General features: G+C 64.1%; 26 protein-coding genes. 12 read left to right on the top strand and 14 right to left on the bottom strand.

Features of this window, described 5'->3' with window-relative positions; all coding sequences use genetic code 11:
• Positions 1 to 2: 2 nt before the first annotated feature.
• Positions 3 to 1,181, top strand: coding sequence for a vWA domain-containing protein (locus MF4836_RS28910; RefSeq protein WP_020300523.1), 1,179 nt, complete (start codon positions 3 to 5; stop codon positions 1,179 to 1,181).
• Between the two features lie 156 nt (positions 1,182 to 1,337).
• Here MF4836_RS28910 and MF4836_RS28905 read toward each other — a convergent pair whose 3' ends face one another.
• The 3 genes from MF4836_RS28905 to MF4836_RS28895 are packed head-to-tail and all read right to left on the bottom strand — an operon-like array spanning position 1,338 to position 3,711.
• The gene (locus tag MF4836_RS28905; protein WP_078473225.1) at positions 1,338 to 2,261 is read right to left on the bottom strand and encodes a biotin-dependent carboxyltransferase family protein; all 924 of its coding nucleotides are present in this window, start codon (positions 2,259 to 2,261) and stop codon (positions 1,338 to 1,340) included.
• Positions 2,258 to 2,962, bottom strand: a complete 705-nt coding sequence (locus MF4836_RS28900) for a 5-oxoprolinase subunit B family protein (protein WP_078473224.1) — start codon at positions 2,960 to 2,962, stop codon at positions 2,258 to 2,260. The genes MF4836_RS28905 and MF4836_RS28900 overlap by 4 nt, the downstream gene beginning before the upstream one ends.
• Positions 2,959 to 3,711, bottom strand: coding sequence for a 5-oxoprolinase subunit PxpA (locus MF4836_RS28895; protein ID WP_078473223.1), 753 nt, complete (start codon positions 3,709 to 3,711; stop codon positions 2,959 to 2,961). Before MF4836_RS28895 ends, MF4836_RS28900 begins: the two co-directional genes overlap by 4 nt.
• A gap of 286 nt (positions 3,712 to 3,997) precedes the next feature.
• Between MF4836_RS28895 and MF4836_RS28890 the strand changes: the two genes are divergently transcribed.
• A complete protein-coding gene (locus MF4836_RS28890; protein WP_078473222.1) occupies positions 3,998 to 4,912 on the top strand; it encodes a LysR family transcriptional regulator in 915 nt (304 codons plus the stop codon).
• 36 nt (positions 4,913 to 4,948) lie between these two features.
• Here MF4836_RS28890 and MF4836_RS28885 read toward each other — a convergent pair whose 3' ends face one another.
• The 3 genes from MF4836_RS28885 to MF4836_RS28875 are packed head-to-tail and all read right to left on the bottom strand — an operon-like array spanning position 4,949 to position 6,809.
• Positions 4,949 to 5,491 (bottom strand): DUF2937 family protein, encoded by a 543-nt coding sequence (locus MF4836_RS28885; protein WP_078473221.1) that lies wholly within the window; start codon positions 5,489 to 5,491, stop codon positions 4,949 to 4,951.
• Positions 5,492 to 5,502: 11 nt separating this feature from the next.
• The gene (locus MF4836_RS28880) at positions 5,503 to 6,279 is read right to left on the bottom strand and encodes a class II glutamine amidotransferase (RefSeq protein WP_078473220.1); all 777 of its coding nucleotides are present in this window, start codon (positions 6,277 to 6,279) and stop codon (positions 5,503 to 5,505) included.
• A 32-nt stretch (positions 6,280 to 6,311) separates the two neighbouring features.
• Positions 6,312 to 6,809, bottom strand: coding sequence for an MFS transporter (locus MF4836_RS28875; protein ID WP_078473219.1), 498 nt, complete (start codon positions 6,807 to 6,809; stop codon positions 6,312 to 6,314).
• A 99-nt stretch (positions 6,810 to 6,908) separates the two neighbouring features.
• On the opposite strand from MF4836_RS28875, the gene MF4836_RS28870 reads away from it, so the two are divergent.
• Together MF4836_RS28870 and MF4836_RS28865 are read left to right on the top strand one after the other, a co-directional pair.
• Positions 6,909 to 8,963 carry a S9 family peptidase gene (locus MF4836_RS28870; protein ID WP_078473218.1) on the top strand — a complete coding sequence of 685 codons (2,055 nt, stop codon included), beginning with the start codon at positions 6,909 to 6,911 and terminating at the stop codon, positions 8,961 to 8,963.
• 102 nt (positions 8,964 to 9,065) lie between these two features.
• Positions 9,066 to 9,539, top strand: coding sequence for a cyclic nucleotide-binding domain-containing protein (locus tag MF4836_RS28865; protein ID WP_020300514.1), 474 nt, complete (start codon positions 9,066 to 9,068; stop codon positions 9,537 to 9,539).
• On the opposite strand, the gene MF4836_RS28860 is transcribed toward MF4836_RS28865, so the two are convergent.
• Complete coding sequence (locus MF4836_RS28860; RefSeq protein WP_020300513.1) at positions 9,536 to 9,841, bottom strand: hypothetical protein; 306 nt, start codon at positions 9,839 to 9,841, stop codon at positions 9,536 to 9,538. The genes MF4836_RS28865 and MF4836_RS28860 overlap by 4 nt on opposite strands.
• A gap of 76 nt (positions 9,842 to 9,917) precedes the next feature.
• Here MF4836_RS28860 and MF4836_RS28855 point away from each other — a divergent pair, with 76 nt between their 5' ends.
• The 4 genes from MF4836_RS28855 to MF4836_RS28840 all read left to right on the top strand — a co-directional run bounded on the left by MF4836_RS28855 (position 9,918) and on the right by MF4836_RS28840 (position 12,078).
• Entirely contained in the window at positions 9,918 to 10,604 is a 687-nt protein-coding gene (locus MF4836_RS28855; RefSeq protein ID WP_020300512.1) for a spermidine synthase, read from the top strand.
• A 51-nt stretch (positions 10,605 to 10,655) separates the two neighbouring features.
• A complete protein-coding gene (locus MF4836_RS28850) occupies positions 10,656 to 11,018 on the top strand; it encodes a YajD family HNH nuclease (RefSeq protein WP_020300511.1) in 363 nt (120 codons plus the stop codon).
• A gap of 133 nt (positions 11,019 to 11,151) precedes the next feature.
• Positions 11,152 to 11,619 (top strand): RNA methyltransferase, encoded by a 468-nt coding sequence (locus MF4836_RS28845; RefSeq protein WP_007926908.1) that lies wholly within the window; start codon positions 11,152 to 11,154, stop codon positions 11,617 to 11,619.
• Between the two features lie 81 nt (positions 11,620 to 11,700).
• Complete coding sequence (locus MF4836_RS28840) at positions 11,701 to 12,078, top strand: YgaP family membrane protein (RefSeq protein ID WP_020300509.1); 378 nt, start codon at positions 11,701 to 11,703, stop codon at positions 12,076 to 12,078.
• A 65-nt stretch (positions 12,079 to 12,143) separates the two neighbouring features.
• On the opposite strand, the gene MF4836_RS28835 is transcribed toward MF4836_RS28840, so the two are convergent.
• Positions 12,144 to 13,382, bottom strand: coding sequence for a hypothetical protein (locus MF4836_RS28835; protein ID WP_078473217.1), 1,239 nt, complete (start codon positions 13,380 to 13,382; stop codon positions 12,144 to 12,146).
• 54 nt (positions 13,383 to 13,436) lie between these two features.
• On the bottom strand, positions 13,437 to 13,886 hold the full coding sequence (locus MF4836_RS28830) for a YcgN family cysteine cluster protein (RefSeq protein ID WP_020300507.1): 450 nt from the start codon (positions 13,884 to 13,886) through the stop codon (positions 13,437 to 13,439).
• 277 nt (positions 13,887 to 14,163) lie between these two features.
• Between MF4836_RS28830 and MF4836_RS28825 the strand changes: the two genes are divergently transcribed.
• The gene (locus MF4836_RS28825) at positions 14,164 to 14,757 is read left to right on the top strand and encodes a nitroreductase family protein (RefSeq protein ID WP_020300506.1); all 594 of its coding nucleotides are present in this window, start codon (positions 14,164 to 14,166) and stop codon (positions 14,755 to 14,757) included.
• A gap of 160 nt (positions 14,758 to 14,917) precedes the next feature.
• On the opposite strand, the gene MF4836_RS28820 is transcribed toward MF4836_RS28825, so the two are convergent.
• The 5 genes from MF4836_RS28820 to MF4836_RS28800 form a co-directional block, all read right to left on the bottom strand.
• Complete coding sequence (locus tag MF4836_RS28820) at positions 14,918 to 15,850, bottom strand: D-2-hydroxyacid dehydrogenase (RefSeq protein WP_078473216.1); 933 nt, start codon at positions 15,848 to 15,850, stop codon at positions 14,918 to 14,920.
• A gap of 126 nt (positions 15,851 to 15,976) precedes the next feature.
• Entirely contained in the window at positions 15,977 to 16,270 is a 294-nt protein-coding gene (locus MF4836_RS28815) for a YcgL domain-containing protein (protein WP_078473215.1), read from the bottom strand.
• Positions 16,267 to 17,400 carry a ribonuclease D gene (gene rnd / locus MF4836_RS28810; protein WP_078473214.1) on the bottom strand — a complete coding sequence of 378 codons (1,134 nt, stop codon included), beginning with the start codon at positions 17,398 to 17,400 and terminating at the stop codon, positions 16,267 to 16,269. Before rnd ends, MF4836_RS28815 begins: the two co-directional genes overlap by 4 nt.
• Positions 17,401 to 17,522: 122 nt before the next feature.
• The gene (locus MF4836_RS28805; protein WP_078473213.1) at positions 17,523 to 18,203 is read right to left on the bottom strand and encodes a class I SAM-dependent methyltransferase; all 681 of its coding nucleotides are present in this window, start codon (positions 18,201 to 18,203) and stop codon (positions 17,523 to 17,525) included.
• A gap of 82 nt (positions 18,204 to 18,285) precedes the next feature.
• Positions 18,286 to 19,665 (bottom strand): glutamine synthetase family protein, encoded by a 1,380-nt coding sequence (locus tag MF4836_RS28800; protein WP_421547798.1) that lies wholly within the window; start codon positions 19,663 to 19,665, stop codon positions 18,286 to 18,288.
• A gap of 487 nt (positions 19,666 to 20,152) precedes the next feature.
• On the opposite strand from MF4836_RS28800, the gene MF4836_RS28790 reads away from it, so the two are divergent.
• The 3 genes from MF4836_RS28790 to MF4836_RS28780 all read left to right on the top strand — a co-directional run bounded on the left by MF4836_RS28790 (position 20,153) and on the right by MF4836_RS28780 (position 23,213).
• Complete coding sequence (locus MF4836_RS28790) at positions 20,153 to 20,929, top strand: transporter substrate-binding domain-containing protein (RefSeq protein ID WP_078473210.1); 777 nt, start codon at positions 20,153 to 20,155, stop codon at positions 20,927 to 20,929.
• 171 nt (positions 20,930 to 21,100) lie between these two features.
• Positions 21,101 to 22,285: a cyanate transporter gene (locus MF4836_RS28785; RefSeq protein ID WP_078473209.1), complete on the top strand. Its 1,185-nt coding sequence runs from the start codon at positions 21,101 to 21,103 to the stop codon at positions 22,283 to 22,285.
• Positions 22,286 to 22,301: 16 nt separating this feature from the next.
• On the top strand, positions 22,302 to 23,213 hold the full coding sequence (locus MF4836_RS28780; protein ID WP_078473208.1) for a DMT family transporter: 912 nt from the start codon (positions 22,302 to 22,304) through the stop codon (positions 23,211 to 23,213).
• Positions 23,214 to 23,286 lie beyond the last annotated feature (73 nt).

Genomic DNA, 23,286 nt, shown 5'->3' with positions numbered 1-23,286 from the left:
TCATGTTGCTCAACCTGTTCAATGAAATGCGCGCCGCCAAGGTCCCGGTGTCGGTGCGCGAGCTGCTCGACCTGATCAACGCGCTCAAGCAGCGCGTGACCTTCGCCGACATGGACGAGTTTTATTACCTCGCCCGGGCGATCCTGGTGAAGGACGAGCGCCACTACGACAAGTTCGACCGAGCCTTCGGTGCCTACTTCAATGGCCTGGAAAAGCTCGACGACCACTTGCAGGCGCTGATCCCCGAAGACTGGCTGCGCAAGGAGTTCGAACGCTCCCTGAGCGATGAAGAACGGGCGCAGATCCAGTCCCTGGGTGGTCTCGACAAGCTGATCGAAGAATTCAAGAAGCGCCTGGAAGAACAGAAGGAACGCCACGCCGGCGGCAACAAGTGGATCGGCACCGGCGGCACCAGCCCCTTTGGCTCCGGCGGGTTCAACCCGGAAGGCATCCGCGTCGGCGATGCCGGCAAGCGCCAGGGCAAGGCGGTGAAAGTCTGGGACCAGCGCGACTACAAGAACCTCGATGACTCGGTGGAACTGGGCACGCGCAACATCAAGGTGGCCCTGCGCCGCCTGCGCAAGTTTGCCCGCCAGGGTGCGGCAGACGAGTTGGACATCGATGGCACCATCGACCACACCGCCCGCGATGCGGGGCTGCTGAATATTCAGATGCGCCCGGAACGGCGCAATACCATCAAGCTGTTGCTGCTGTTCGACATCGGCGGCTCGATGGACGCCCACGTGAAGATCTGCGAGGAGCTGTTCTCGGCCTGCAAGACCGAGTTCAAGCACCTGGAGTACTTCTATTTCCACAACTTCATTTATGAATCGGTGTGGAAGAACAACCTGCGTCGCGGCTCGGAACGCACCTCGACCATGGACCTGCTGCACAAATACGGCGCCGACTACAAAGTGATCTTTATCGGCGACGCCGCCATGGCCCCCTACGAAATCACCCAGGCCGGCGGCAGCGTCGAGCATTGGAACGAAGAAGCCGGCTATGTGTGGATGCAGCGCTTCATGGAGAAGTACAAGAAACTCATCTGGATCAACCCTTACCCCAAGGACACCTGGGGTTACACCGCCTCGACCAACATCGTGCGCGATCTGATCGAAGACCGGATGTTCCCCCTGACCCTGCGCGGTCTGGAAGAAGGCATGCGGTTTCTTTCCAAGTAGAGTCGAGGAGCCTGTAGCTGCGTTTCGGACGCTGGCCAGGAAGGACGCCGAGGGGTGTCAGGTAGGTGTCTGCGTTCTGGAGGGCCAGCGTCCGAACGCTGGCCCTTCTATACGCCGTGAAGTGTCAGGCAGAACTGCATCGCGCTTAACCGTACGTTACTGCCCTTCAAGTTTCCGCAAATACGCCACTTGCTGCCGATACGCCGTCTCCTGCACCACCGGGGCCAGGCGCACTTCGTGGCCGGGCAGGCATTGCGCCAGGCGCGCCAGGGCCAGCGGTGTCAACGCCCCCAGGCGCGGGTAGCCGCCGATGGTCTGCCGGTCATTGAGCAAGACGATCGGCTGACCGTCCGGCGGCACCTGGATCGCGCCCAGGGGAATGCCCTCGGAGATCATCGGCCGCCCCTGGTACTGCAACGGCGTCCCCAGCAGGCGCATGCCCATGCGGTCGGCCCGGCTGTCGAGGGTCCAGGGATGATTGAAGGCATCAAACAGGCTCTGCCCGCTGAACTCGCCGATCTGCGCCCCCAGGATCACCTGCAGCGGCGCTGCGGATTGCAGGTCCGGCAGCTGCTCGGCAGTCAGCTCCCGCAACCGGGTCGCGCTCCCCGAATAGCCCAGGCTCGCGCCTGCCGCCAATGGCCGGCCAAACCCGTCCAGCCCGCCCAGCTCCTCACGGACCACACTGGCGCAACTGCCCAGCACCTGCGGCGCATCAAAGCCTCCGGGCGCTGCCAGATAGGCCCGAGCCCCCAGCACCGGCTGGGTCAGGTGCAGGCGTTGGCCCTTTTGCAGAATAAAACTGCGGCCCGGGCTGATCGGCCGCTCATCGATGCAGGCCGTCAGATCCGCACCGGCCAACGCCAGAACGCAGTAGTCCTCGGCCAGCAGGCTGAAGCCGCCCAGGGTCACCTCGATCACCGGTGCATCCAGGGCATTGCCCAGCAGCCAGTTGGCCCAGGACATCGAGACCCAATCCAGCGCCCCGCCCTGGGTCACCCCCAGGTGGCGCACGCCAAAACGCCCGGCGTCCTGCAACAGGCACAACGGGGTGCTGGCTTCGATCGTCAGGCGGCTCATGGCGACACCTCCAGGGACCGATCATCCCCGCCGAGGCGAATGAACTCGGCGGGTTCGACGGCTTCGAAACGCACGCGGTCGCCGGGTTGCATCAGGCTGTAGCCGTCGCGCTCGCGGTCGAACAGTTTGCTTGGGGTACGGCCGATCAGGTTCCAGCCACCGGGGGATACCACCGGGTACGCCGCGGTCTGGCGTTCGGCAATGCCCACGCTGCCCATGGCCACGCGCTTGCGTGGCGTATTCAAGCGCGGCGCCGCCAGCACTTCGTCGACCAGCCCCATAAAGGCAAATCCGGGGGCAAAACCCAGGGCAAACACCTGGTACTCACGCCCGCTGTGCCGAGCAATCACCTCGGCCACCGACAAGCCGCTGCGCCGGGCCAACAGGCTCAGCTCCGGCCCGACGCTCAGGTCGTACCACACCGGCAGCACATGGCACTGCCCGCCCGCCTGGGCATCCGGTTGCAGATCGGTCAACGCGGTGTCGATCAGCTCCCGGGCCTGGGATGGGCTCAAGGCACGCAGGTCGTAATGCACCATCAAGGTGGTGTAGGACGGCACCAGATCGATCAGGTGCCCGGCAAAACTGGCCCGCAGACGCTGGCTGGCAGCCAGCATCCACGGCATGTTGGGTTCGGCGATCACGTCGAACAACCGCACCATCAAGCAGTCGATGGCCACCACTTCGACCCGCGCCTTCATGCTGGGCTCTGCTGGTTCAAGGCCTCGCGGATGCGCTGCACTGCCGCCACCGAACTGGCGTTGTCGCCGTGCACGCACAGGGTATTGGCGCGCAACAGCAAGGCACTGCCATCGCTGGCCTGCAACTCGTCGCCCCGGGCGATGGTCAATGCCTGCTGGATGATGGTTTGCGCTTCATGGTGCACCGCCCCCGGCAACTGCCGCGACACCAGATGCCCGGCGTGGTCGTAGGCGCGGTCGGCGAAGGCTTCGAACCACAGGGTTACGCCATATTCATCGCCCAGGGCCTGGGCCGCGCTGTTGTCGCGGGTGGCCATGAGCATCAACGGCAGCTCCGGGTTGTAGGCCGCTACCGCCTCGATCACTGCCCGCAGCTGGGCCGGGTTGGCCATCATGTCGTTGTACATCGCGCCATGGGGTTTGACGTAGCTCACGCGGCTGCCCTGAGCCCGGCAGATGCCATCCAAAGCACCGATCTGGTAGTGCAGCAGGTCGCGGATTTCCTGCGGGCTGTAGGCCATGGAGCGCCGGCCGAAACCGGCCAGGTCCTGGTACGCCGGGTGGGCGCCGATCTGCACGCCATGGGCCAGGGCCAGGCTCACGGTCTTGCGCATGATGCTCGGGTCCCCGGCATGGAAGCCGCAGGCGATGTTGGCGCAATCGATAAACGGCATGACCTCGGCGTCCAGACCCAGGGTCCAGTTGCCAAAGCTTTCGCCGATGTCGCAATTCAATAACAGGCGGCTCACGGTCGGTGCTCCTGTGGGGTTTTATTCTTTTGACTGCGGGGTACGGCGCTCCGCAGATTATCAGTTAGCAGCCTGGCGTGGCTTGCGGGGGCGCGATGGCGCGGTGCCGGCATTGGCTGTCGACGGGCGTGTCGGAAGCACTCATGGCAAATCTCCCTGTCGATTTTATTGGTATTGTTGTGCGCCACAACGACGCCTATCGTGGGCTGGACGCATTCTTCGACGCAGGCGCCCTACCCGTCCAACTAATAAAAACCGCCTCATGGCATAAGAAAAAGTTGATCGCATGAACCTCAAGTTTCTCGAAACCTTTGTCTGGGTTGCACGGCTGAAAAGCTTTCGCCTGACCGCTGACAAACTGTTCACCACCCAGGCTTCGATCTCCAGCCGTATCGCCGTGCTCGAGGGCGAACTGGGGGTCAAGCTGTTCCTGCGCGACTCGCGCGGGGTGAGCCTGACGCCCGACGGCTTGAAGGTGCTGGACTACGCCGAACAGATGCTCGACACCATGCAGTCGCTCAAGCAGTCGATCGAGGCTCCGTCGAGCAAGGTCGGGCGGATCCGCATCGGGGTCATGGACACCGTGATCCACACCTGGCTCAGCCCCCTGGTGGCGGAAATCATGGACGGTTATCCGCTGGTAGAAATCGAGCTGGTGGCCGATACCTCGCTGAACCTCTGCGATCAACTGCAAAAAGGCTTTCTCGACCTGGCCCTGCAAACCGACCTGCTGCGCCAGGAAAGCATCCGCAGCCTGGAGCTGGCCAGCCACCCGGTGGGCTGGATAGTCGCCAGCCATTCGATCTACAACCGCGAGTACGCCAGCGTCGCCGAACTGGCCCGGGAACGGATCATCACCTACTCGAAAAACTCCCTGCCGCACCAGGATGTGCTGAGCCTGATGCAGGCCAATGGTGTGCTGACGCCACGGCTCAACTGCGTGAACTCGGTGTCGGCGATCACCCGCCTGCTGCGTGATGGCTTCGGTATCGGCGCGTTGCCGCCGGTGCTGGTCAGCGAAGAACTGGCGCGCGGCGAGCTGACCCTACTGCCGATCGAGCAGCGGCCGCCGAACTTGCAGGTGGTGGTGTCGTGGCGAATCGGGGTGGAGCTGGCCGAAAGCGTGGTCGAACTGTGCCAGCAGGTGGTGCAGCGCTACGCCCGGCAGGTGGGCCCGGACCATATGGTCCTGGCCGAGTGAGCCGGCGCCGCTGATGCGACGCCCGGCTCCGCAGGTTTACAGACCGCGCAAGTCGCGCTCTTCGATCGGCCGGCTCTGGCGCAGGCGCTTGCCGCCAAGCACCACCCAGTCGATCAGGCGGAACAGGCACTCGATGCCGAACGACAGCAGCAAGGCGCCGCTCATGCCCCAGATCATCGCCTCCGGGGTCAGCAGGATCTGATAGCTGTAGCCGTTCCAGGTTTCCTTGCGGATATCCGGATCGGCCGCCAGCGCCACCTGCAGCACGCGGATGTACCACGGGCCCTGCATCGCCTGGAACTGCTTGTCCAGCGCCAACTGGCGGTTGAGCATCGCGCTCAGGCTGTCGGCATCGCTGCGGAACACCGGGTCGTCACTGGCGCGGTAATGCGCCACCAGGGCTTGCAGATCACCCTTGAAGAACTGCTGGGCGGTGCCCTGGAAGCCTTGCAGGCCGGTTTGCGCCTCGATCAGGTGGGCTTCGACGCGCTTGGCGTAATCGCTGATAAAACCCGGCACTTGCACGCCAATCAACAGGCCCGCTGCAAACAACACCAGCCGCAGATAACTGAGCAACATAGGGGATGTCCTTATTCGGTCTGGCCGTGGCTGACGCATTCGCCGCGCCGCCACAGGCTCCATTGGCCCGGTTCGTAACGGGTCCAGGTTTCGTTTTCGGTCAGGGGTTCGGTGGCGATCACCGTCACCACGTCATTGGGTGTGGTCTCGGCCTGGAAGTCGACGATCACATCGACATCCTTCAAGCGCGCCGGGCCGAAAGGCGCACGCCGGGTAATCTGCGCGAGCTTGGTCGAGCAATAGCAGAACAGCCAGTCCCCGTCGCTGAGCAGGCAGTTGAACACGCCCTTGCTGCGGTACTCGGCGCAGGCCGCCACCAGCGACGGCAGCAGTTCCTCGACCTCTACCGGTTCAGGGAACGCCGCGCGCACGCGGTTGAGCAGGTCGCAGAACGCCGCTTCGCTGTCGGTATCGCCCACCGGGCGGTAGAAACTCGGCGCCGGCTGGAAGTCGGCCAACTGGCCGTTATGGGCGAAACACCAGTTGCGCCCCCACAGCTCGCGGACAAACGGATGGGTGTTGGACAGGCAGACCTTGCCGACGTTGGCCTGGCGAATATGGCCGATCACCACTTCGCTCTTGATCGGATAGCGTTGCACCAGGTTGGCCACTTCCGACTCGCTGCTGGCCGCCGGGTCCTGGAACAGGCGCAGGCCTCGGCCCTCGTAGAAGGCGATGCCCCAACCATCACGGTGCGGGCCGGTACGGCCGCCGCGCTGCATCAGCCCGGTAAAGCTGAACACGATATCGGTCGGGACATTGGCGCTCATGCCCAATAACTCACACATGCTCGGACTCTCGCTTCAATGCCGGTACAGGCTTACAAACGCGGTTCGACGCGCGACCGCTGGGGACTGCCGGAAACCGGAGGGCGACCATAACGATCGTCGCCGGCGCCGCCAAAGGGTTGATCATCATCACGCTCGGCGGCCTGGGCAGCGGCCTTGGCGGCTTCGTTGCGTTCCTTGCGTGCAGCGGATGCACGTTCGATCGGCCAGCGGATCAGCACAAAGACCAAGTACAGGCCAAAGGCGATCATGCCGTACATGAGCAGGTCGGAAACCGCGCGCCAGGCGTTGTTGCCCACCTTGAACGCCAGGTCCAGGGCGGTGATGGCCACGGCCGGAGCGTACTTTTCCTTGACCGGGTCAATGATGGTCGGGCAGAACAGCAGCACCGCCACCACCACCCGCAGCGGTTCGCGCAGCCAGCGCCACATCCAGCGGGTCATGCGCATGCACACCAGCAGGCAGCCCAAGGCGGCAAAGGCGTAAAGGCCCCAGGCGATCAGATAGTCGTTCTCGGTCATGGTGTCCATGGCAAGGCAGGCAAAGAGGCGCTTATGATAACGGCTTTTCGCATGTCAGGCTGCAACGCCGTCTGCCAAGCCCTCATTTGTCATCCCCGAGAGCCATTCATGCCCCTATCTGCCAACGCCACCAGCGCCCCGATCGCCCACAAGGCCGAAGGTTCTGACCCGTACGCCTGGCTGCAGGAACGCGACACCGACGCGGTGCTCGACTACCTCAAGGCTGAAAACAGCTACCAGGAAAGCGCATTGGCCGACCAGGCCGCGCTGCGCGAGACCCTGTTCCAGGAGATCAAGGGCCGGATCCTCGAAACCGACTTGTCCCTGCCCTCGCCTTGGGGCCCCTACCTGTATTACACACGCACCACCGCCGGCGACGAGTACGCACGGCACTACCGCTGCCCGCGCCCGGCCGACGACAGCCTGAGCGTCGACGAAAGCGCCGAACAGCTGCTGCTCGACCCCAACGAACTGGCCGGCGGCGGGTTCTTTTCCCTGGGCGCCTTCAGCATCAGCCCCGACCACCAGCGCCTGGCCTACAGCCTCGATACCACCGGCGAAGAGGTCTACACCCTGTTCGTCAAGGAGCTGTCCAACGGCAAGCTCAGCGAGCTGGCGTTCGAAGACTGCGACGGCAGCATGACCTGGGCCAACGACAGCCTGACCCTGTTTTTCGGCGAGCTGGACGACACCCATCGCCCGCACAAGCTGTACCGCTATCGCCTGGACGGCACCGCGGCCGAAGAGGTGTTCCACGAGCCGGACGGGCGCTTCTTCCTGCATTGCTACCGCGCAAGCTCCGAGCGCCAGTTGCTGCTGTCCCTGGGCAGCAAGACCACCAGCGAAGTCTGGGCCCTGGATGCCTCGCGGCCGCAAGAGGCCTTCGCCTGCCTGGCGCCACGGGTCGAAGACCATGAATACGATGTCGACCACGGCCTGCTCGACGGCCAGTGGACCTGGTTTATCCGCAGCAACCGCGACGGCATCAACTACGCCCTGTACCAGGCCCCGGACCAGGGCCAGGCACCTGAAGAAGCCGACTGGCAATTGCTCATCCCCCACAGCGACACGGTGATGCTCGATGGCCTGAGCCTGAACGCTGGCGCCATGACCCTGAGCCTGCGCGAAGGCGGCCTGCCGATCATCGAGGTGCACCCCGACGGCCTGCCCGCCTACCGCGTGCAACTGCCGGATGCGGCCTACAGCCTGCATGTGCAGAACACTCTGGAGTTCGTCAGCGATCGCATCCGCCTGCGCTACGAAGCCCTGAACCGTCCGGCGCAGGTGCGCCAGCTGATACTGGCCAGCGGTGCCCAGAGCGTGCTCAAGGAGACTCCGGTACTGGGCGTGTTCGACCCCGAGGCCTATGTCAGCCAGCGCCTGTGGGCCAGCGCTGCGGACGGCACCCAGGTGCCCATCAGCCTGGTGATCAAGCGCGAAGCCCTGGGCCAGCCGACGCCGCTGTACCTGTATGGCTACGGCGCCTACGGCGAGAGCCTCGACCCCTGGTTCTCCCACGCCCGCCTGAGCCTGCTCGACCGCGGCGTGGCCTTTGCCATCGCCCACGTGCGCGGCGGCGGCGAGCTGGGCGAGGCCTGGTATCGCGCCGGCAAGCAGGAACACAAGCAGAACACCTTCAGCGACTTTATCGCCTGCGCCGAACACCTGATCGCCCAAGGCCTGACCAGCCCCGAGCAGTTGGTGATCAGCGGCGGCAGCGCCGGCGGCCTGCTGATCGGCGCGGTGCTCAATCAACGCCCCGAGCTGTTCAAGGCGGCGATTGCCGAGGTGCCGTTCGTCGATGTCCTCAACACCATGCTCGACCCCGAGCTGCCGCTGACCGTCACCGAATACGACGAATGGGGCAACCCCGAGGAGCCCGAGGTCTTCGATCGGATCAAGGCCTACGCGCCCTATGAAAACGTCCGGGCCCAGGCCTACCCGGCGACCCTGGTGATCGCCGGCTACAACGACAGCCGCGTGCAGTACTGGGAAGCCGCGAAATGGGTGGCCAAACTGCGGGCCAGCAAAACCGACGACAACCTGCTGCTGCTCAAGACCGAGTTGGGTGCCGGCCATGGCGGCATGAGCGGGCGTTACCAGGGATTGCGTGACGTAGCACTCGAATATGCATTTGTTTTGAAGATTCTGGGCCTGGCCTGAGGAACTCCCGCCGGCGGCTGTGTCTTACATTGCACCGCCGGCTCCTTGCGCGATCAAGCGCGCCCGGACCCGCTACAGACACAAGAAAAAGACCGTGACGATATGTCTGAACCGACCTTACTGAACAACGAGATTCGCGACTGGCTGATGGATTGCGGCCTGTTCGATCAACTCCTGCCCGCCGACTTCGTAGCGGCGGCCGGCTACTTCAGCATCAGCAGCATCGCCCAGGGTGAAGAAATCTTTCACGAGGGCGATGCCGGCAGCTTCATGTGCATCATCCACTCCGGCCAGGTGGCGGTACAAAAACGCACCAGCGACGGCCAGCCCGTGACCATCGCCACTCTGCGCAGTGGCCGGGCGTTCGGTGAAATGGCGGTGCTCGACGGCGAGCGACGCTCGGCCAGTTGCGTCGCCGCCAGCGATTGCCAGCTGTTGAACCTAGGCAAGGACTCCCTGGAGAAGATGCTCAACGATGCGCCGAAAATCGCCGCCAAGATCATTCGCGCCATCGCCGTGTCGCTGTCCAGGCGCCTGCGCATGGCCGACGGGCAACTGCTCTCGCAACAGTTCTAGCCGCCTGGCGTCTTGCTCTTGTTCTCGCTCTGTTCAAGGCCCGGCAGGGTCTGGTCCTTGGGCGGCTTGGGCATGTCGATTGGCGGCAGCAAGGGCGCGCCGCCATGGGCCCCGGCCTTGGGCGTGCTGGGTGGGGTGACCTGTGGGTAGGGGGTCGGGGTGGCCGTGCCGGGTGCGCCGATCGCCGGCGTCGGGGTCACCGGGACGCTTTGCAGCTCCTCGGCCTGCAGGCCGCTGATCGACAGCGCCGCACTTAGCAAGAGCGCGCCGCGGGCAATGACCGTTAGAATAGTGCGCTTCATCAATGGCTCCATCGCAATTATCAGCCGTCAGGCTACTCCCAACCGGGCCGATTTGCCTTCCTCTAATGAGACCCTCATGAAACGTTTCGTTCTGCTCGACACCACCCCGATTCCTGAAAACGGCGGTGCCCTGTGCCTGTTCGAATACGGCGAGGATTTCGTGATCAAGATCCAGGGCGGTGACGGCGGCCAATTGATGAACACGCGCATGCACGGCTCCGAAGACGCCCTGGCGGAGATCCCCTGCCGCAAGGTCGCCGGACGCCCGGGCTCACGGGTACTGATTGGCGGCCTGGGCATGGGCTTCACCCTGGCCTCGGCCCTCAAGCACCTGGGCAAAAGCGCTGAAGTAGTGGTGGCCGAGCTGGTGCCGGGCGTCGTGGAATGGAACCGCGGCCCCCTGGGGGAAAAATCCGGGCGCCCGCTGCTTGATCCCCGCACCGTGATCCGCCTGGAAGATGTGGCCAAGGTGCTGCAAGCCGAACCCCAGGGTTTCGACGCCATCATGCTCGACGTCGACAACGGCCCCGAAGGCCTGACTCAGAAAGCCAACAGCTGGCTCTATTCCGCCGGCGGCCTCGCGGCCTGCGCCAAGGCCCTGCGACCCAAGGGCGTGCTGGCGGTGTGGTCGGCCAGTGCTGACAAACAGTTTTCCGACAAGCTGCGCAAGGCCGGCTTCAAGGCCGAGGAAGTGCAAGTCTTTGCCCATGGCAACAAGGGCACCCGGCACACCATCTGGATTGCCGAGAAGCTCAAGGGCTGAGCTAAACTTCGTCCATTACCGTCATTAGTCTTCCTAACTAAAGGTGAACCCATGAGTTCGACCAACACCTCCAAACTGGACCGCATCCTCGCCGACGCCCAGCGCGACCGGGAAATGGGTTACCGCGACAAGGCCCTGAAGATGTACCCCCACGTCTGCGGGCGCTGCGCACGCGAGTTCGCCGGCAAGCGCCTGAGCGAACTGACCGTGCACCACCGCGACCACAACCACGACAACAACCCGCAGGACGGTTCCAACTGGGAACTGCTGTGCCTGTACTGCCACGACAACGAGCACTCGCGCTACACCGACCAGCAGTACTTCGGCGACGGTTCCCTGAGTTCCCCGACCATCGCCAAGGCCACCCACAACCCCTTCGCCGCGCTGGCAGGGTTGATGAAGAAAGACGAGTAAGCCGCCCGTCCGGCCGGGCGCCATGCCCGGCCTGCCCTGCAGATTCTTTTATGACGAGGGCGCTTGCTGCCCCCGCCCCCAGACCCGCGTCGATCCCCGTATAATCGCGCTTTTTCTCGAAGGCTCCCCGCTCGTGGCAAACAAAAGGTACAGCTGCATTGGTTTGTATAACCCCAAGTCGCCGGAGAACGTCGGTTCGGTGATGCGCGCCGCCGGCTGCTATGGCGTCGCCTCGGTGTTCTACACCGGCAAGCGCTACGAACGGGCCCGGGACTTTGTCACTGACACCAAGAAAGTGCATCAGGACATCCCGCTGATCGGCATCGACGACCTGAAGAAGATCCTGCCCCTGGGCTGCGTGCCGGTGGCGGTGGAGTTGGTGGAAGGCGCCCGTTCGCTGCCCGAATACACCCACCCGGACCGCGCGCTGTACATTTTCGGCCCGGAGGACGGCTCCCTGGACAAGGACATCCGTGACTGGTGCGAGGACGTGGTGTACATCCCGACCACCGGTTGCATGAACCTCGCCGCCACCGTCAACGTGGTGCTTTACGACCGTCTGGCCAAAGGCAACAACACCCGCTCCGGCCCCAAATTCTGAGCCACCGCCCGCACATTGAATGGAACAAGCGACGCCCTTGTGCAGTCAGCTTTATATCCATTACCCCTCTGGAGACAGATCATGAGCGACAGCAACCGGATTCAACGCATCGACTCCACCCCGTTTCAAACCCTGCCTGAGCAGAACGTCCAGGGCTGGGAGCGTATCGGCTCGCTGGCCGGTGGCGTGGTGATGATGGGCAAGGGCCTGCGCCGTGGCGGCGTATTCGGCCTGATCCAGGTGGCCATCGGCGGGGTCGCCCTGGCTCGTGGCATTACCGGCCACAGCTCGGCAAAAAGCCTGCTGGAGAAAAGCCGTCAGGACATGAACAACGTGCGGGCGAAAATCGAACGCGCAGGCGAAGAGCTGAAAAACCTCAAGGCCAATGCCGAGGCGGCGACCCGTACAGCGACAGTCACCGGCAATGAATCACTGAAGTCCCCCAAAGCCGGGGTTTAAGCCCTGACGCCTGACACCGGCCCCCCGCGCTTGCTGCGTGGGCGCCGGGCTCAGGCTTGGCGGGGTCAGTGCAACAGGTCGGTATCCAGCACAGTCGACGACTCTCCCAGCACGCTTTCACTGATCTGCACAAACTCCTTGGTGCTGACGCTTTCCAGGCGCATCAACGCGCCCAGAACATCATCCAGGGAGCGCTTGTTGCGGGTCTTGAGGCGGATCTCGCGGTCCAGTTCCTGCAGCAGCAACACCGCCTTGGCCACCGTCGCCTCATTCACCTGTTCCCCTCGCAAACTGCTGACGGCGTGGCTGCGCTTGGCCAATCCACGCTCCAGCGTCTGGTAACGCTCATCGCTGATGCCGCCGGCGCGGCGCAGCAGCTCGATCGAGTAGTACTCGGCCAGGCCTTCGCTGATCCAGTCGCTGCGCTCGCTGTCGTTGATCCGCGCAATCACCTGCACCAACTCACGCAACAGCGGGCTGTTGCCACTTTCGCTGATCAGCGGCAGATGGCTGTGCAGGTAGATCGAATCGCGCCCAGCCAGGCTGCCGCGCCACATGGGGTCGGCGGCGCCGACAATCAGCAGTTTGTCCGGGTGCCGTGGAAACAGCGCCTGCACCTGGGGCCAGACAAAGGTCAGCAGGGTCAGGACATCCATGCGGCGCATGCCCTGGCTCAGAGGCGAGGTGACCGTGACCTCGGTTTCCCCCAGGCGTGTGCGGCGGCTGCCAAGGTTGCCGGCCAGCATCCAGCCGCTGGGGCGATCGAACAGGCGTGAGGGGTTGTCGATGCGAAAACGGTTCTTGCCGATGCGTGGCCAGGCGGTTTCGACGCTTTTCCAGCCGCTGGGCAATTCAAACTCCAGCCGCGAAACCAGCTCGATGCCGTCCTGCTGATCGAGCTTGGCCGCCGGCACCAGGCTTTCACCCCGTAACAGCGCCCACTTGGCAGTCATGCGGCTGTCGAAACTGCCCTTTTTCGGGCTGTGGCTGATGCGTACCCGATAACTCAGGCTGGCCTTGCCGCTGGCCGGGCGCCAGACCCCGCGTTGCTCGGCCCCGGCCTGGGGCGCCGTGCCCTGCCATTGGCCGTCGGCCTGGAAGTCGCTGTAATCACCGCTGCGGCCCAGGTCGAAATCCAGGCTGCGCACCGCCGCCCCATCGGCCAGGGTCAGGCGCACTTCGGCCTGATCGCTCTGCGGCAGGAAACGCACGTGGTAATCCAGATCAACTTTCTTCGCCGCCCATACCGGCGCGCTCAACACCAACGCCAGCGCGGCCAGCGACAGCCTTGCCCCAACAGCCATACACACTCCTTCGTGGCTCATGCAGGCCGCAGATCGCAGCCTGGACGCCGGGCATCAGCCGGCGCGAAAAATCAGATGATCTTCCCAATCGTCTTCGGCGACACTGCCTTCGGCGAGCATGCGCCCGGACTGGGAAATACGCTCATGGTGCACGGCATCGCGATCGCCGCAGACCAGATGGTGCCAAAGCGGCAGGTCCTTGGCTTCGCTGACCAGGCGATAACCGCAAGTCGGCGGCAACCATTTGAACTCGTCGGCCTTGCCCGGGGTGAGCTGGATGCAGTCCGGCACCGAGTCGCGGCGGTTGGGGTAATCGGTGCACTGGCAGGTTTTCAGGTCCAGCAGTTTGCAGGCGATACGCGTGTAATAGACGCTGTTGTCGTCCTCGTCCTCAAGCTTTTGCAGGCAGCACAGGCCACAGCCGTCGCACAACGACTCCCACTCCTCCTGATCGAGTTGGTCGAGGGTCTTGCGTATCCAGAAGGGTTCTACTTTGGCGGCCATGGCTCAAGCATCAATATCAGGCAGTGAAAAGGCCGCCAGTCTAGTGCCCGCGGGCCCTGGGGCCAAGCGCTGGCGACTGTCGGTAGATCAAGACTTGTCAGGCGATACGCCGCGCAGTAGCTTTGCGGGTCGTAACGGCCCATGTCCGCGTGCCATTAACGCTCGACGCGTCGCACCCGGTGAATGGCAAAGGGTCAGGAAAACCTCATCGCCCAGCTCAACTGCGCCAGCCGGTTTACCCCACATTCGATTATCACAGCCCGTCAGGAGTCGTTTTATGAGCGCCAACCCACGCGTCGCCGAATATGCCATCCACCCTCAGTTCACCGATCGCTGGTCGCCCCGCGCCTTCACCGGTGAAACCATCCCCGAAGAAACCCTGCTGAGCTTTTTCGAAGCCGCACGCTGGGCGCCATCGGCCTACAACTCGCAGCCATGGCGCTTCCTCTACGCCCGTCGCGACACGCCGAACTGGGAACGTTTCCTGGGCCTGCTCAATGAATTCAACCGTGGCTGGGCGCAACACGCCTCGGCCCTGGTGATCGTGATTTCGAAAACCACCTTCACCGCGCCCGGCGCAACCGAAGAAACCCCGGCCCTGTGGCACACCTTCGACACCGGTTCGGCCTGGGGCCACCTGGCGCTGCAAGCCAGCATCAGCGGCTGGCACACCCACGGCATGGCCGGTTTCGACCAGGAACTGACCCGCAAGGAACTGAAGATCCCCGAAGGCTATGACCTGCACGCCGCCGTGGCCGTGGGCAAGCTGGGCGACAAGGCAACCCTCGCCGAGTACCTGCAAGCCCGCGAAGAACCAAGCCCGCGCCGCCCATTGCGCGAGCTGGCGGCCGAGGGTGAGTTCACCCTGTAAATCGACGCCAACATCCTTCTGGCCATGTCATGTAGCCGCTGACGAGGCACGAGGCTGCGCTGGCCGGTATGCACGCCGTGGAGTGTCAGGCAATGGCGTGTTGTTTGAACGGGCCAGCGCAGCCTGCGGCAGCGGCTACGGTAGCCGCTGCCGGGACGGGTCAATAACCGCGGTTGAAGTCCACTTCACCGCGCAGCGCCTGTTCGCTCTGGTAGGCCCGCAGATTATCGACGAACAACCGCACCATCATCTCCGGTGAAGTCGGCGCCGAGCTGTGGCCCGTCAGCAACAGGCCCCAGGCCGTCCAGAATGGATGGCGCTGCGGCAAGGGCTCCTGACGGCAGACATCAATCACCGCCCCCGCCAGATGGCCCTCCTTGAGCGCCTCTACCAGATCCGCATCGACCACCGCCACGCCGCGTCCGACGTTGATGAACAGGCCGCTGGGCTTGAACTGCTTGAACAGCGCTGCGTCATACAGATCGTGGGTTTCCGGGGTATTGGGCAGCAGGTTGATCACGTAATCGACCTCACCCACCAGGCGTCCCAGGTCCTTGAGCGCCGCCACTTCAACGAACGGCGCCTGCTCCCGGGCTTCACTGGCGATGCCATACAGCTCCACGCCAAACGGCACCAGGAACTGCGCCACGCTCTGGCCGATATCGCCGGTGCCGACGATCAGCACCTTGCGCCCGGCCAGGCTCTGGCCCATGCGGTTATCCCACTTGCGCTCAACCTGGCTGACCAGCCGCGCCAGCACTTCACGCTCGTGACCGAGCATGTAAGTGAGCACGTATTCGGCCATGACCTGGCCAAAAATCCCCACCGCCCGGGTCAGGCGGTAATGACGCGGCAAGCCGTCGGCGAGCAACGGGGTGATTCCGGCCCAGGTCGATTGCAGCCACTGCGGCTGATGGCCCTGGCGCAACAGGGTGGCCAGCAGGTCCGGCTGGCCGAGCCAGATCGGGCAATCGGCGGCCAGGGTCGCCAGTTCGGCGGAGTCACCGCTGGTCAGCACTTGCAGTTCGGGAACGGCCTGGCTCAACAAACGGGCATAAATAGCGTGATCGTGTTCGGCAATCAGAACGCGCATGGTTCAAACCTATCAAAAAGGCGCGGGTGACCGCCGACGGAGTCTTGCTCCATCGCTCGCGGCCACCGCCAGATATTCAATTCCATTATTTCTCGATGCCCTGGACAGAGCATCTACAGGCATCCATCACATCGGGTCATTACGGCGCAGCAACTCTTCGGGCAAATGCTCGATGTATTCGTCTTCGGCCGGCGGCATCTGCAGGTGGTAGCCCTGCTTCTCCAGGTTCTCCAGCACTTGGTGGATATCCTCGCGCGACAGCTTGCGCTCGGGGCTCAGCACCAGGTCGAAGGCGTGAAACGGCTTGCCAAAGGCCAGCAGCAGGTTTTCCGGTACGCGCTCCAGAGCATCGCTCTTGAGCACATACAGGTACATCTCGTTCTTGCGCGGGCTGCGGTAGATGGAGCAGATACGTTTCAAGGCTGTTCTCCGGCGGCGGCCAGGCAGTCGAGCAAGGCCTGGCCCATCAATTCGCGGCGCCAGCCACGCAACGAATCGGGCAATTGGTAAGGACCGTTGGGGTAGCCGCTCTTGAGCAGGCTTTCCAGGGTTTTCTTGCGCAGCATCAGTTCCGGCGCGATGTCCAGGCGTTCGCCTTCGGCCTGGCCGAGGGCGCGCATCTGCTTGAGCAGGGCCGAGGCTTCGATCGGCAAAGGCTCTGGCACCGCCGGCGGCCATTGATCAGGCCCGACACTGCCGGCACGCTTGATCAGGTCCAGCAGGAACTCACCGTCCTGACGCACGGTACGCGGGTGCATGTCTTCGATTTTCGCCAGGGCGCCGAGGTTGTCCGGCTGGCTCTTGGCCAGGGGCCAGAGCGAATGCTCGCGTACGATACGGTTGCGCGGCAGGTCGCGGGCACGGGCCTCGATCTCGCGCCAGGCGCAGAGTTCGCGCAACACGGCGAGTTGGGCCCGGGACAGTTTCCAGGCCAGTTTGGCGTCGCGGTACACCTCGTACGGGTCCACTTCGCGGCGCAGATTGGCCACCAGCTCGGCGCCGTCTTCGAGCACCCAGCTGTATTTATCGGCCGACAATTTGGGCTGCAGTTGTACATACACTTCGGCCAGGTGCACCGCGTCTTCCGCGGCGTAGCTGATCTGAGTTTCCGACAGCGGGCGTTGCAGCCAGTCGGAACGGGTCTCGCCCTTGGGCAGTTCAATCCCCAGGACCGACTGCACCAGGCGCGAATAGCCCATGGAGAAGCCCAGGTTCAGGTAAGCCGCCGCCAGTTGGGTGTCGAACAAAGGTGCCGGCAGGCTGCCAGTCAGGCGCAGCAGGACTTCGAGGTCCTCGCTGCAGGCATGCACCACCTTGACCACGGCTGTGTTCTCCAGCAGCGCCGCGAGGGGCTGCCAATCGTCGATGGTCAACGGGTCGATCAGGTAAGCGCGCTGGCCGTCGCCAATCTGCAACAGGCCGGCGATGGGGTAGAAGGTGTCGACCCGCATGAATTCGGTGTCGAGGGCGACGAATGGCAGCTGCTGCCACTCGGCGCAAAAGCGGCCGAGGCTATCGTTGTCGCGAATCCAGTGAATATCGATGGCCACACGGCTCTCCCTTAAAGAATGGCGCGCAGTATATATCGCCACCGGCAACTTCTGAGCACTGACTCGACGAGGCACGTGCGAAATTGCCTTACAGAGCCCAAGAATAGTCTGAGATAACCGGCTCACCCCTGCTTGCGCAGCACGTAAATCCGTGACGCGGCGCAGCCGGGAATGAAGTCATGGTGGCTCAACACCTCGAAATCGGCCTGCTGGAACTCGGCCTCCAGCTGCACCTTGCCGGCCAGCTGCGGCGCGCCGTCCGGAACCAGGCTGCGGGGCTTTTCGAGGAGCCTTTGCAGGGCGGTGCAACGGCTATCGACCCGCGCCGCGACGATCACCGCATCGCGACTGACCCGGTGCAACTCGCGCAACAGCGCCAGGCGGTGTTCGCCGCTGACAAGGTGTTGGAACAACTGCAGGCAGCAGATGCAATCCACCGCATTGGCCGACAAGCCGATGTTGAACGCCGAACTCTGGAAGGGCTTGACCCGCTTGAGCACGCTGGCCGGGTGATGGGTCTGGGCGTGGTCGAGCATGTCCTGGGAGTTGTCCGCCGCCAGGATCACCCGGTTGCCATGCTCGGCCAACACCGGCCAGAAACGCCCCGCGCCGCACGCCACATCCAGGATCAACCCCGGTTCGCCGGCCATTTTCAGGGCCTGGCGCACCAGCTGCTCGCTGCGCCACAGCGCCAGGCGCCGCCCGGTTTTCAGCGGATGCTGTTGCAGGCAGTCGCGCGCGTGCTCCTGGTCGTAACGCCGGGCGAACTCACGTTCCATGGCCGATGGGGGTTGCGCTGACATGACTCGCGAACTCTTGGTGGGTGCGGGTCGTACCAGATTAACCAGGCGTTCGTGAAAAAAAGGTCGAAAGCCGCGTCCGCCCTTAGGCCTCGTTCAAATACCAGCGCCAGTCCTGCTCGCCGACCTCGCCCATGAACTGCCGATACTCCTCGCGTTTCACTGCCAGGTAGACCCCGAGAAACTCACTGCCAAAGGCATCCCGGGCCCAGGCCGAAGCCTCGAGGGCGCGCAAGGTGGTCAGCCAGTCGGTGGGCAGCAAATGCGTGGCCTGGGCATATCCGTTGCCCTCGACCGGCGCGCCGGGGTCGCTCTGCTCGCGGATGCCGCGGTGAATGCCCGCCAGGATGGCGGCCGCCGCCAGATAGGGGTTGGCGTCGGCGCCGCAGATGCGGTGTTCGATGTGTCGGGAGAACGCCGGCCCGCCCGGCACCCGCAGGCTTACGGTGCGGTTGTCGACGCCCCAGGTGGCGGCCAGCGGCGCATAGCTGTTGCTCTGGAAACGCCGGTAGGAGTTGGCGTTCGGGCAAAACAGCAGCAGCGAGTCGAGCAAGGTGTCGAGCATGCCGCCCACCGCGTGGCGCAGCAGCGGCGTGCCATCGGCCGCCTCGCTGGCGAACAGGTTGTTGCCGTGCCGGTCGGCAATGCTCACGTGCATGTGCATCCCGGTGCCGGCCAGGTCGGCGAACGGTTTGGCCATGAAGCACGCGCGCATCCCGTGCTTGTGGGCCACGCCCTTGACCAGGCGCTTGTAGCGCACTGCCTCGTCCATCGCCTGCAAGGCATCGGCGCGGTGTTCGAGGGTGATCTCCACCTGCCCCGGCGCGTACTCGGAAATCGCCGTGCGCGCCGGAATGCCCTGCAGCTTGCAGGCGCTGTAGAGGTCGGCGAGGAACGGCTCGATCTGCTCCAGCTCGCGCAGGCCATAGACCTGGGTCGCTCGCGGCCGGCCGCCATCGGCATCCCGTGCCGGTTGCGGCCGGCCGTTGCTGTCACGTTGCTGATCCAGCAGGTAGAACTCCAGTTCGGCCGCCATCACCGGGTAATAGCCGTCGGCCTTGAGGCCATCGATGACCTTGACCAGCAACTGCCGCGGGTCGGCCACGGTGGCCGGCAAGCCTTGCTCCGGGTGCATGCTGACCTGCACCGCGGCGGTCGGAATCTGCCGCCAGGGCATGGGCTGCAAACTGCCGCTCAGGGGGTAGGCGCGGCAATCGATATCCCCCACGTCCCAGACCAGGCCGGAGTTTTCCACATCGTCGCCGTTGATAGTCAGGCCCAGGATGGTGCTCGGCAGCGGCCGGCCGCTCTGGTACACCGCCAACAGTTCGTCGCGGTGCAGCAACTTGCCACGCGGGACGCCGTTGTTGTCGAGGATGAACAATTCGAACATCTCGATATCCGGGTGCTGCTGAAGAAAATCCTCGGCTTCTTGCAAGGGGGCAAAAGGAGTGTTGGCAGGCATGGTCATTCTCGTATTGGCGTGTCGGACGCGCGCAGGCAGCGTCGTGCAGACAGCGCTCGCCGCAGCGGGCAAACGGCTATCCGTGGGAGGGATCAACAGGCAATACGAGCATCCGGCGGGCGCGCATGGCGGCAATGCCACAGCGCCCAGAAGGCCAGTTCGGAAGGGAGAGCACAGAGTTTTGGCGCAGTGGCGGGCGTGCAGCGAGGACGGGGCTGACGGCAGGGTGCAGGCGCACCAGGCACAACCTCGGGTTTGATCGCAGCGGGCCAAGCGTCCATAGGAAAAACCGCAGACAACAGATGCCGGGCAGACTCACACGCTGCCATAAGCCGTTAAATCCACACTTGAAGAACCTTGGTTGCAAAATGGCTAAACATTGACCCGCCACTGGCCCTGAGCGGATCGAGACTTGCCCGCGCCGCGCGCTGATGCAAATAATGCCCGCGCCCTCTTCTTCCCCGGCAGCACTCAAGGATCGGACCGCATGCACGCACGTCTTTTACTCTGCTCGTTGCTCACCCTCAGCACCCCGCTCCTGGCCGAGCCCAGCGCCTCGCACCTGGACCAGGTCATCGAACGCGACCACCTGAACGTTTGCACCACCGGCGACTACAAGCCCTACACCTACCTGCGCGACGATGGCAGCTACGAAGGCATCGACATCGCCATGGCCCAGTCTCTGGGAAAAAGTCTGGGCGTGGAGGTGAGGTGGGTGAAAACCAGTTGGAAAACCCTGATGCCGGACTTCCTGGCCAACAAGTGCGACATCGCGGTCGGCGGTATTTCGGTGTCCCTGGAGCGGCAGAAAAAGGCGTTCTTCAGCGACACCCTCGGGGTCGACGGCAAGATCCCCCTGGTACGCTGCGCCGACGTCGCGCGCTACCAGACGGTGGAACAGATCAACCAGCCTTCGGTGCGCCTGATCGAGCCACCGGGCGGCACCAACGAGATCTTCGCCCGCGCCCATTTGCCCAAGGCTGCGCTGACCCTATTCCCGGACAACGTGACGATCTTCGAACAACTGCTGGCGAACAAGGCCGACGTGATGATCACCGACGCCTCGGAGGCGCGCTTCCAGCAAAAGCTCAAGCCGGGCCTGTGTGCGGTCAACCCCGAGCGCTACCTGCAATACAGCGAGAAAGCCTTCCTCCTGCCCCGCGACGATGTGGCCTGGAAAAGCTACGTCGACCAGTGGCTGCACCTGAGCAAGGCCACCGGTTTCTATGACGGCGTGGTCAATCAATGGTTGGCCGCGCCCTGAACCGGAAACACAGCGCATACCTGTAACCGCTGCCGGGTTCATATTTCGACGTTGGGTTCGTGCAGCGGGCTCGACGTCTTATTTAGTTTTTAAATAAGCCGGCCGACTTTCTGATTTGCCCTCTTTTGCCCGGCGCCGCCTAATCAGGCCCTGTTCCCTCAAGGTCTGGTTATGGAAAACGTTCGTGCGACAACCCGCCCCGCCGTCTGGCTGATGCTCAGTGTGGTTCTGGTGGCCCTTAATCTGCGGCCGTCGATGGCGGCCGTCGGCCCATTGCTGTCGGCAATACGCGGCGATATTGCGTTGAGTTTCACCGCCGCTTCGCTGCTGACCATGCTCCCGGTCATGGCCATGGGCCTGGCGATGTTCTTCGGCATGCGCATCAGCCAGCGCCTGGGCGACCAGCGCACCGTGGTCATTTCACTGCTGATCATTGGCCTGGCCACGGTGTCGCGGCTGTTCCTCGATTCCGCCGCCGAGCTGATTCTGAGCGCGGTGCTGGCCGGGGTCGGCATTGCCCTGATCCAGTCGTTGATGCCGGCACTGATCAAGTCACGCTTTACCCACAATGTCTCGCTGTTCATGGGCCTGTACGTCACCTCGATCATGGGCGGCGCCGCCATCGCCGCCTCATTCGGCCCACTGGTGATGAGCCGCAGCGGCAGTTGGCGCCTGGGCCTGGCGATCTGGGCCGGACTGGCGGTGCTGGCCCTGCTGTTCTGGTACGCCCAGCGCTCCGCCATGCCCCGGTTGCCGGCAGCGGCGGCGGGCAATGAGTCGTTCTTCGGCAATCGCCGGGCCTGGTTGCTGGCGATTTTCTTCGGCCTCGGCACGGCGTCCTACACCTGCGTGCTGGCCTGGCTGGCGCCCTATTACGTGGAGCAGGGCTGGAGCGAACAGAACGCCGGTCTGCTGCTGGGCTTTCTCACGGCCATGGAAGTGGTGTCCGGGCTGATCACCCCGGCCATTGCCAACCGCAGCCAGGACCGGCGCCTGGTGCTCAGCGTGTTGTTGCTGCTGATCATCGCCGGCTTCTGCGGCCTGATCCTCAGCCCGCAACACCTGAGCCTGTTGTGGCCTTGCCTGCTGGGCCTGGGCATTGGCGGGCTGTTTCCGATGAGCCTGATCGTGTCCCTCGACCACCTGGAAAACCCGCGCCGCGCCGGGGGCCTGACCGCTTTCGTCCAGGGCATCGGTTACCTGATCGCCGGCCTCTCGCCGCTGCTGGCGGGGATGATCCGCGATCAGCTGGGGAGCTTCGAATGGGCCTGGTGGTCGCTGACCGCGGTCATGGCGCTGATGCTGCTGATGGTGCTGCGCTTCGACCCGCGGCATTACGCCCGGCACATTCACTGACCGACAGGACGCCCCCATGCAACCCACAAGCTTCACCAGCGCCCATATCGGCATGCTGCTCTGGGCCGTGCTGATCGCCGCCTCGTTCTTCGCCGCTGCCCAGGTCGGTCAGGGCATCGACCCGGTGCTGCTGACCGGTCTGCGCCTGCTGTTTTCGGCGTTGATGTTTTTGCCCTTGCTGCTGCCCAAGGGCTCGACACCCATGACCCGCGGCGGGCTGCGTGACCATGGCGTGCTGGGGTTGCTGCTGGCGCTGTACTTTGGCTCGCTGTTCGAAGCCCTGCGCTACACCTCGGCGGTCAACACCGGGACCCTGTTCACCCTGGTGCCGCTACTGACCCTGCTGTTCGAGGGGTTCCTGCTGCCGGGCAACAGCCTCAGGCAGCGGGTGCTGCCGACACTGATCGCAGCGGCCGGGGCCGTGCTGCTGATCGTCAAGGGCAGCGGGCCCAACGCCATGCCTTCGCTGTACGCGATGACGGTTTATGGCCTTGGCTGCCTGGCCATGGCGCTGTACTCGCCCCTGAGCCAACGCTTCAAGGCCGGCCACCTCAAAGGCCGCAGCCCGGCGGCCATGACCTTCTGGAACATGCTGTTCGGGGCGCTGTTTCTGCTGGTCTTCTGCCTGTTCAGCGGTGGCTGGCGCAGCGCCGGGCAACTGACCGCCAATGACCTGCTGTGGCTGATCTACCTGGCCCTGTTCGCCACCCTCGCCACCTTCTGGCTGCTGCACCGGGCCATCGGCGTGATCGCCCCGGCCACGGTGATTTCCTACATCTACCTCAGCACCTTGTTCCTGACCCTGTTCCACTGGGTCTGGCTCGGCCAGCCACCTTTGCCGACCGAGCTGCTCGGTGCCCTGCTGGTGGCGGGGGGCATGCTCGCCCTGATCCTGCTCAGCCGCCGCAGCACGCCCGCCCTGGGCTGAAGCGGCCGTGCACGACTTGCGCAACCCCGCGCAGGTCGTGTTCACGGAAGGTTTTGTCTCTCTGCTGTCCGCC

Origin of the sequence: Pseudomonas sp. MF4836, from assembly GCF_002018875.1 — a bacterium.
Taxonomy (GTDB): Bacteria; Pseudomonadota; Gammaproteobacteria; order Pseudomonadales; family Pseudomonadaceae; genus Aquipseudomonas.
The sequence above is the reverse complement of the archived record's forward strand: the minus strand, read 5'-3'. Positions and strand labels throughout refer to the sequence as shown.

Excerpts from the sequence above, each read along its gene's own strand:
- MF4836_RS28840 (WP_020300509.1), top strand. The coding sequence starts at position 11,701 with ATGAGCGACAGCAACCGGATTCAACGCATCGACTCCACCCCGTTTCAA.
- MF4836_RS28825 (WP_020300506.1), top strand. The coding sequence starts at position 14,164 with ATGAGCGCCAACCCACGCGTCGCCGAATATGCCATCCACCCTCAGTTC.
- MF4836_RS28885 (WP_078473221.1), bottom strand. The coding sequence starts at position 5,491 with ATGTTGCTCAGTTATCTGCGGCTGGTGTTGTTTGCAGCGGGCCTGTTG.
- MF4836_RS28830 (WP_020300507.1), bottom strand. The coding sequence starts at position 13,886 with ATGGCCGCCAAAGTAGAACCCTTCTGGATACGCAAGACCCTCGACCAA.
- MF4836_RS28785 (WP_078473209.1), top strand. The coding sequence starts at position 21,101 with ATGGAAAACGTTCGTGCGACAACCCGCCCCGCCGTCTGGCTGATGCTC.
- MF4836_RS28805 (WP_078473213.1), bottom strand. The coding sequence starts at position 18,203 with ATGTCAGCGCAACCCCCATCGGCCATGGAACGTGAGTTCGCCCGGCGT.
- MF4836_RS28835 (WP_078473217.1), bottom strand. The coding sequence starts at position 13,382 with ATGGCTGTTGGGGCAAGGCTGTCGCTGGCCGCGCTGGCGTTGGTGTTG.
- MF4836_RS28865 (WP_020300514.1), top strand. The coding sequence starts at position 9,066 with ATGTCTGAACCGACCTTACTGAACAACGAGATTCGCGACTGGCTGATG.
- MF4836_RS28780 (WP_078473208.1), top strand. The coding sequence starts at position 22,302 with ATGCAACCCACAAGCTTCACCAGCGCCCATATCGGCATGCTGCTCTGG.
- MF4836_RS28890 (WP_078473222.1), top strand. The coding sequence starts at position 3,998 with ATGAACCTCAAGTTTCTCGAAACCTTTGTCTGGGTTGCACGGCTGAAA.
- MF4836_RS28820 (WP_078473216.1), bottom strand. The coding sequence starts at position 15,850 with ATGCGCGTTCTGATTGCCGAACACGATCACGCTATTTATGCCCGTTTG.
- MF4836_RS28860 (WP_020300513.1), bottom strand. The coding sequence starts at position 9,841 with ATGAAGCGCACTATTCTAACGGTCATTGCCCGCGGCGCGCTCTTGCTA.
- MF4836_RS28790 (WP_078473210.1), top strand. The coding sequence starts at position 20,153 with ATGCACGCACGTCTTTTACTCTGCTCGTTGCTCACCCTCAGCACCCCG.
- MF4836_RS28905 (WP_078473225.1), bottom strand. The coding sequence starts at position 2,261 with ATGAGCCGCCTGACGATCGAAGCCAGCACCCCGTTGTGCCTGTTGCAG.
- MF4836_RS28875 (WP_078473219.1), bottom strand. The coding sequence starts at position 6,809 with ATGGACACCATGACCGAGAACGACTATCTGATCGCCTGGGGCCTTTAC.
- MF4836_RS28870 (WP_078473218.1), top strand. The coding sequence starts at position 6,909 with ATGCCCCTATCTGCCAACGCCACCAGCGCCCCGATCGCCCACAAGGCC.
- MF4836_RS28855 (WP_020300512.1), top strand. The coding sequence starts at position 9,918 with ATGAAACGTTTCGTTCTGCTCGACACCACCCCGATTCCTGAAAACGGC.
- MF4836_RS28900 (WP_078473224.1), bottom strand. The coding sequence starts at position 2,962 with ATGAAGGCGCGGGTCGAAGTGGTGGCCATCGACTGCTTGATGGTGCGG.
- MF4836_RS28800 (WP_421547798.1), bottom strand. The coding sequence starts at position 19,665 with ATGCCTGCCAACACTCCTTTTGCCCCCTTGCAAGAAGCCGAGGATTTT.
- MF4836_RS28910 (WP_020300523.1), top strand. The coding sequence starts at position 3 with ATGTTGCTCAACCTGTTCAATGAAATGCGCGCCGCCAAGGTCCCGGTG.
- MF4836_RS28850 (WP_020300511.1), top strand. The coding sequence starts at position 10,656 with ATGAGTTCGACCAACACCTCCAAACTGGACCGCATCCTCGCCGACGCC.
- MF4836_RS28880 (WP_078473220.1), bottom strand. The coding sequence starts at position 6,279 with ATGTGTGAGTTATTGGGCATGAGCGCCAATGTCCCGACCGATATCGTG.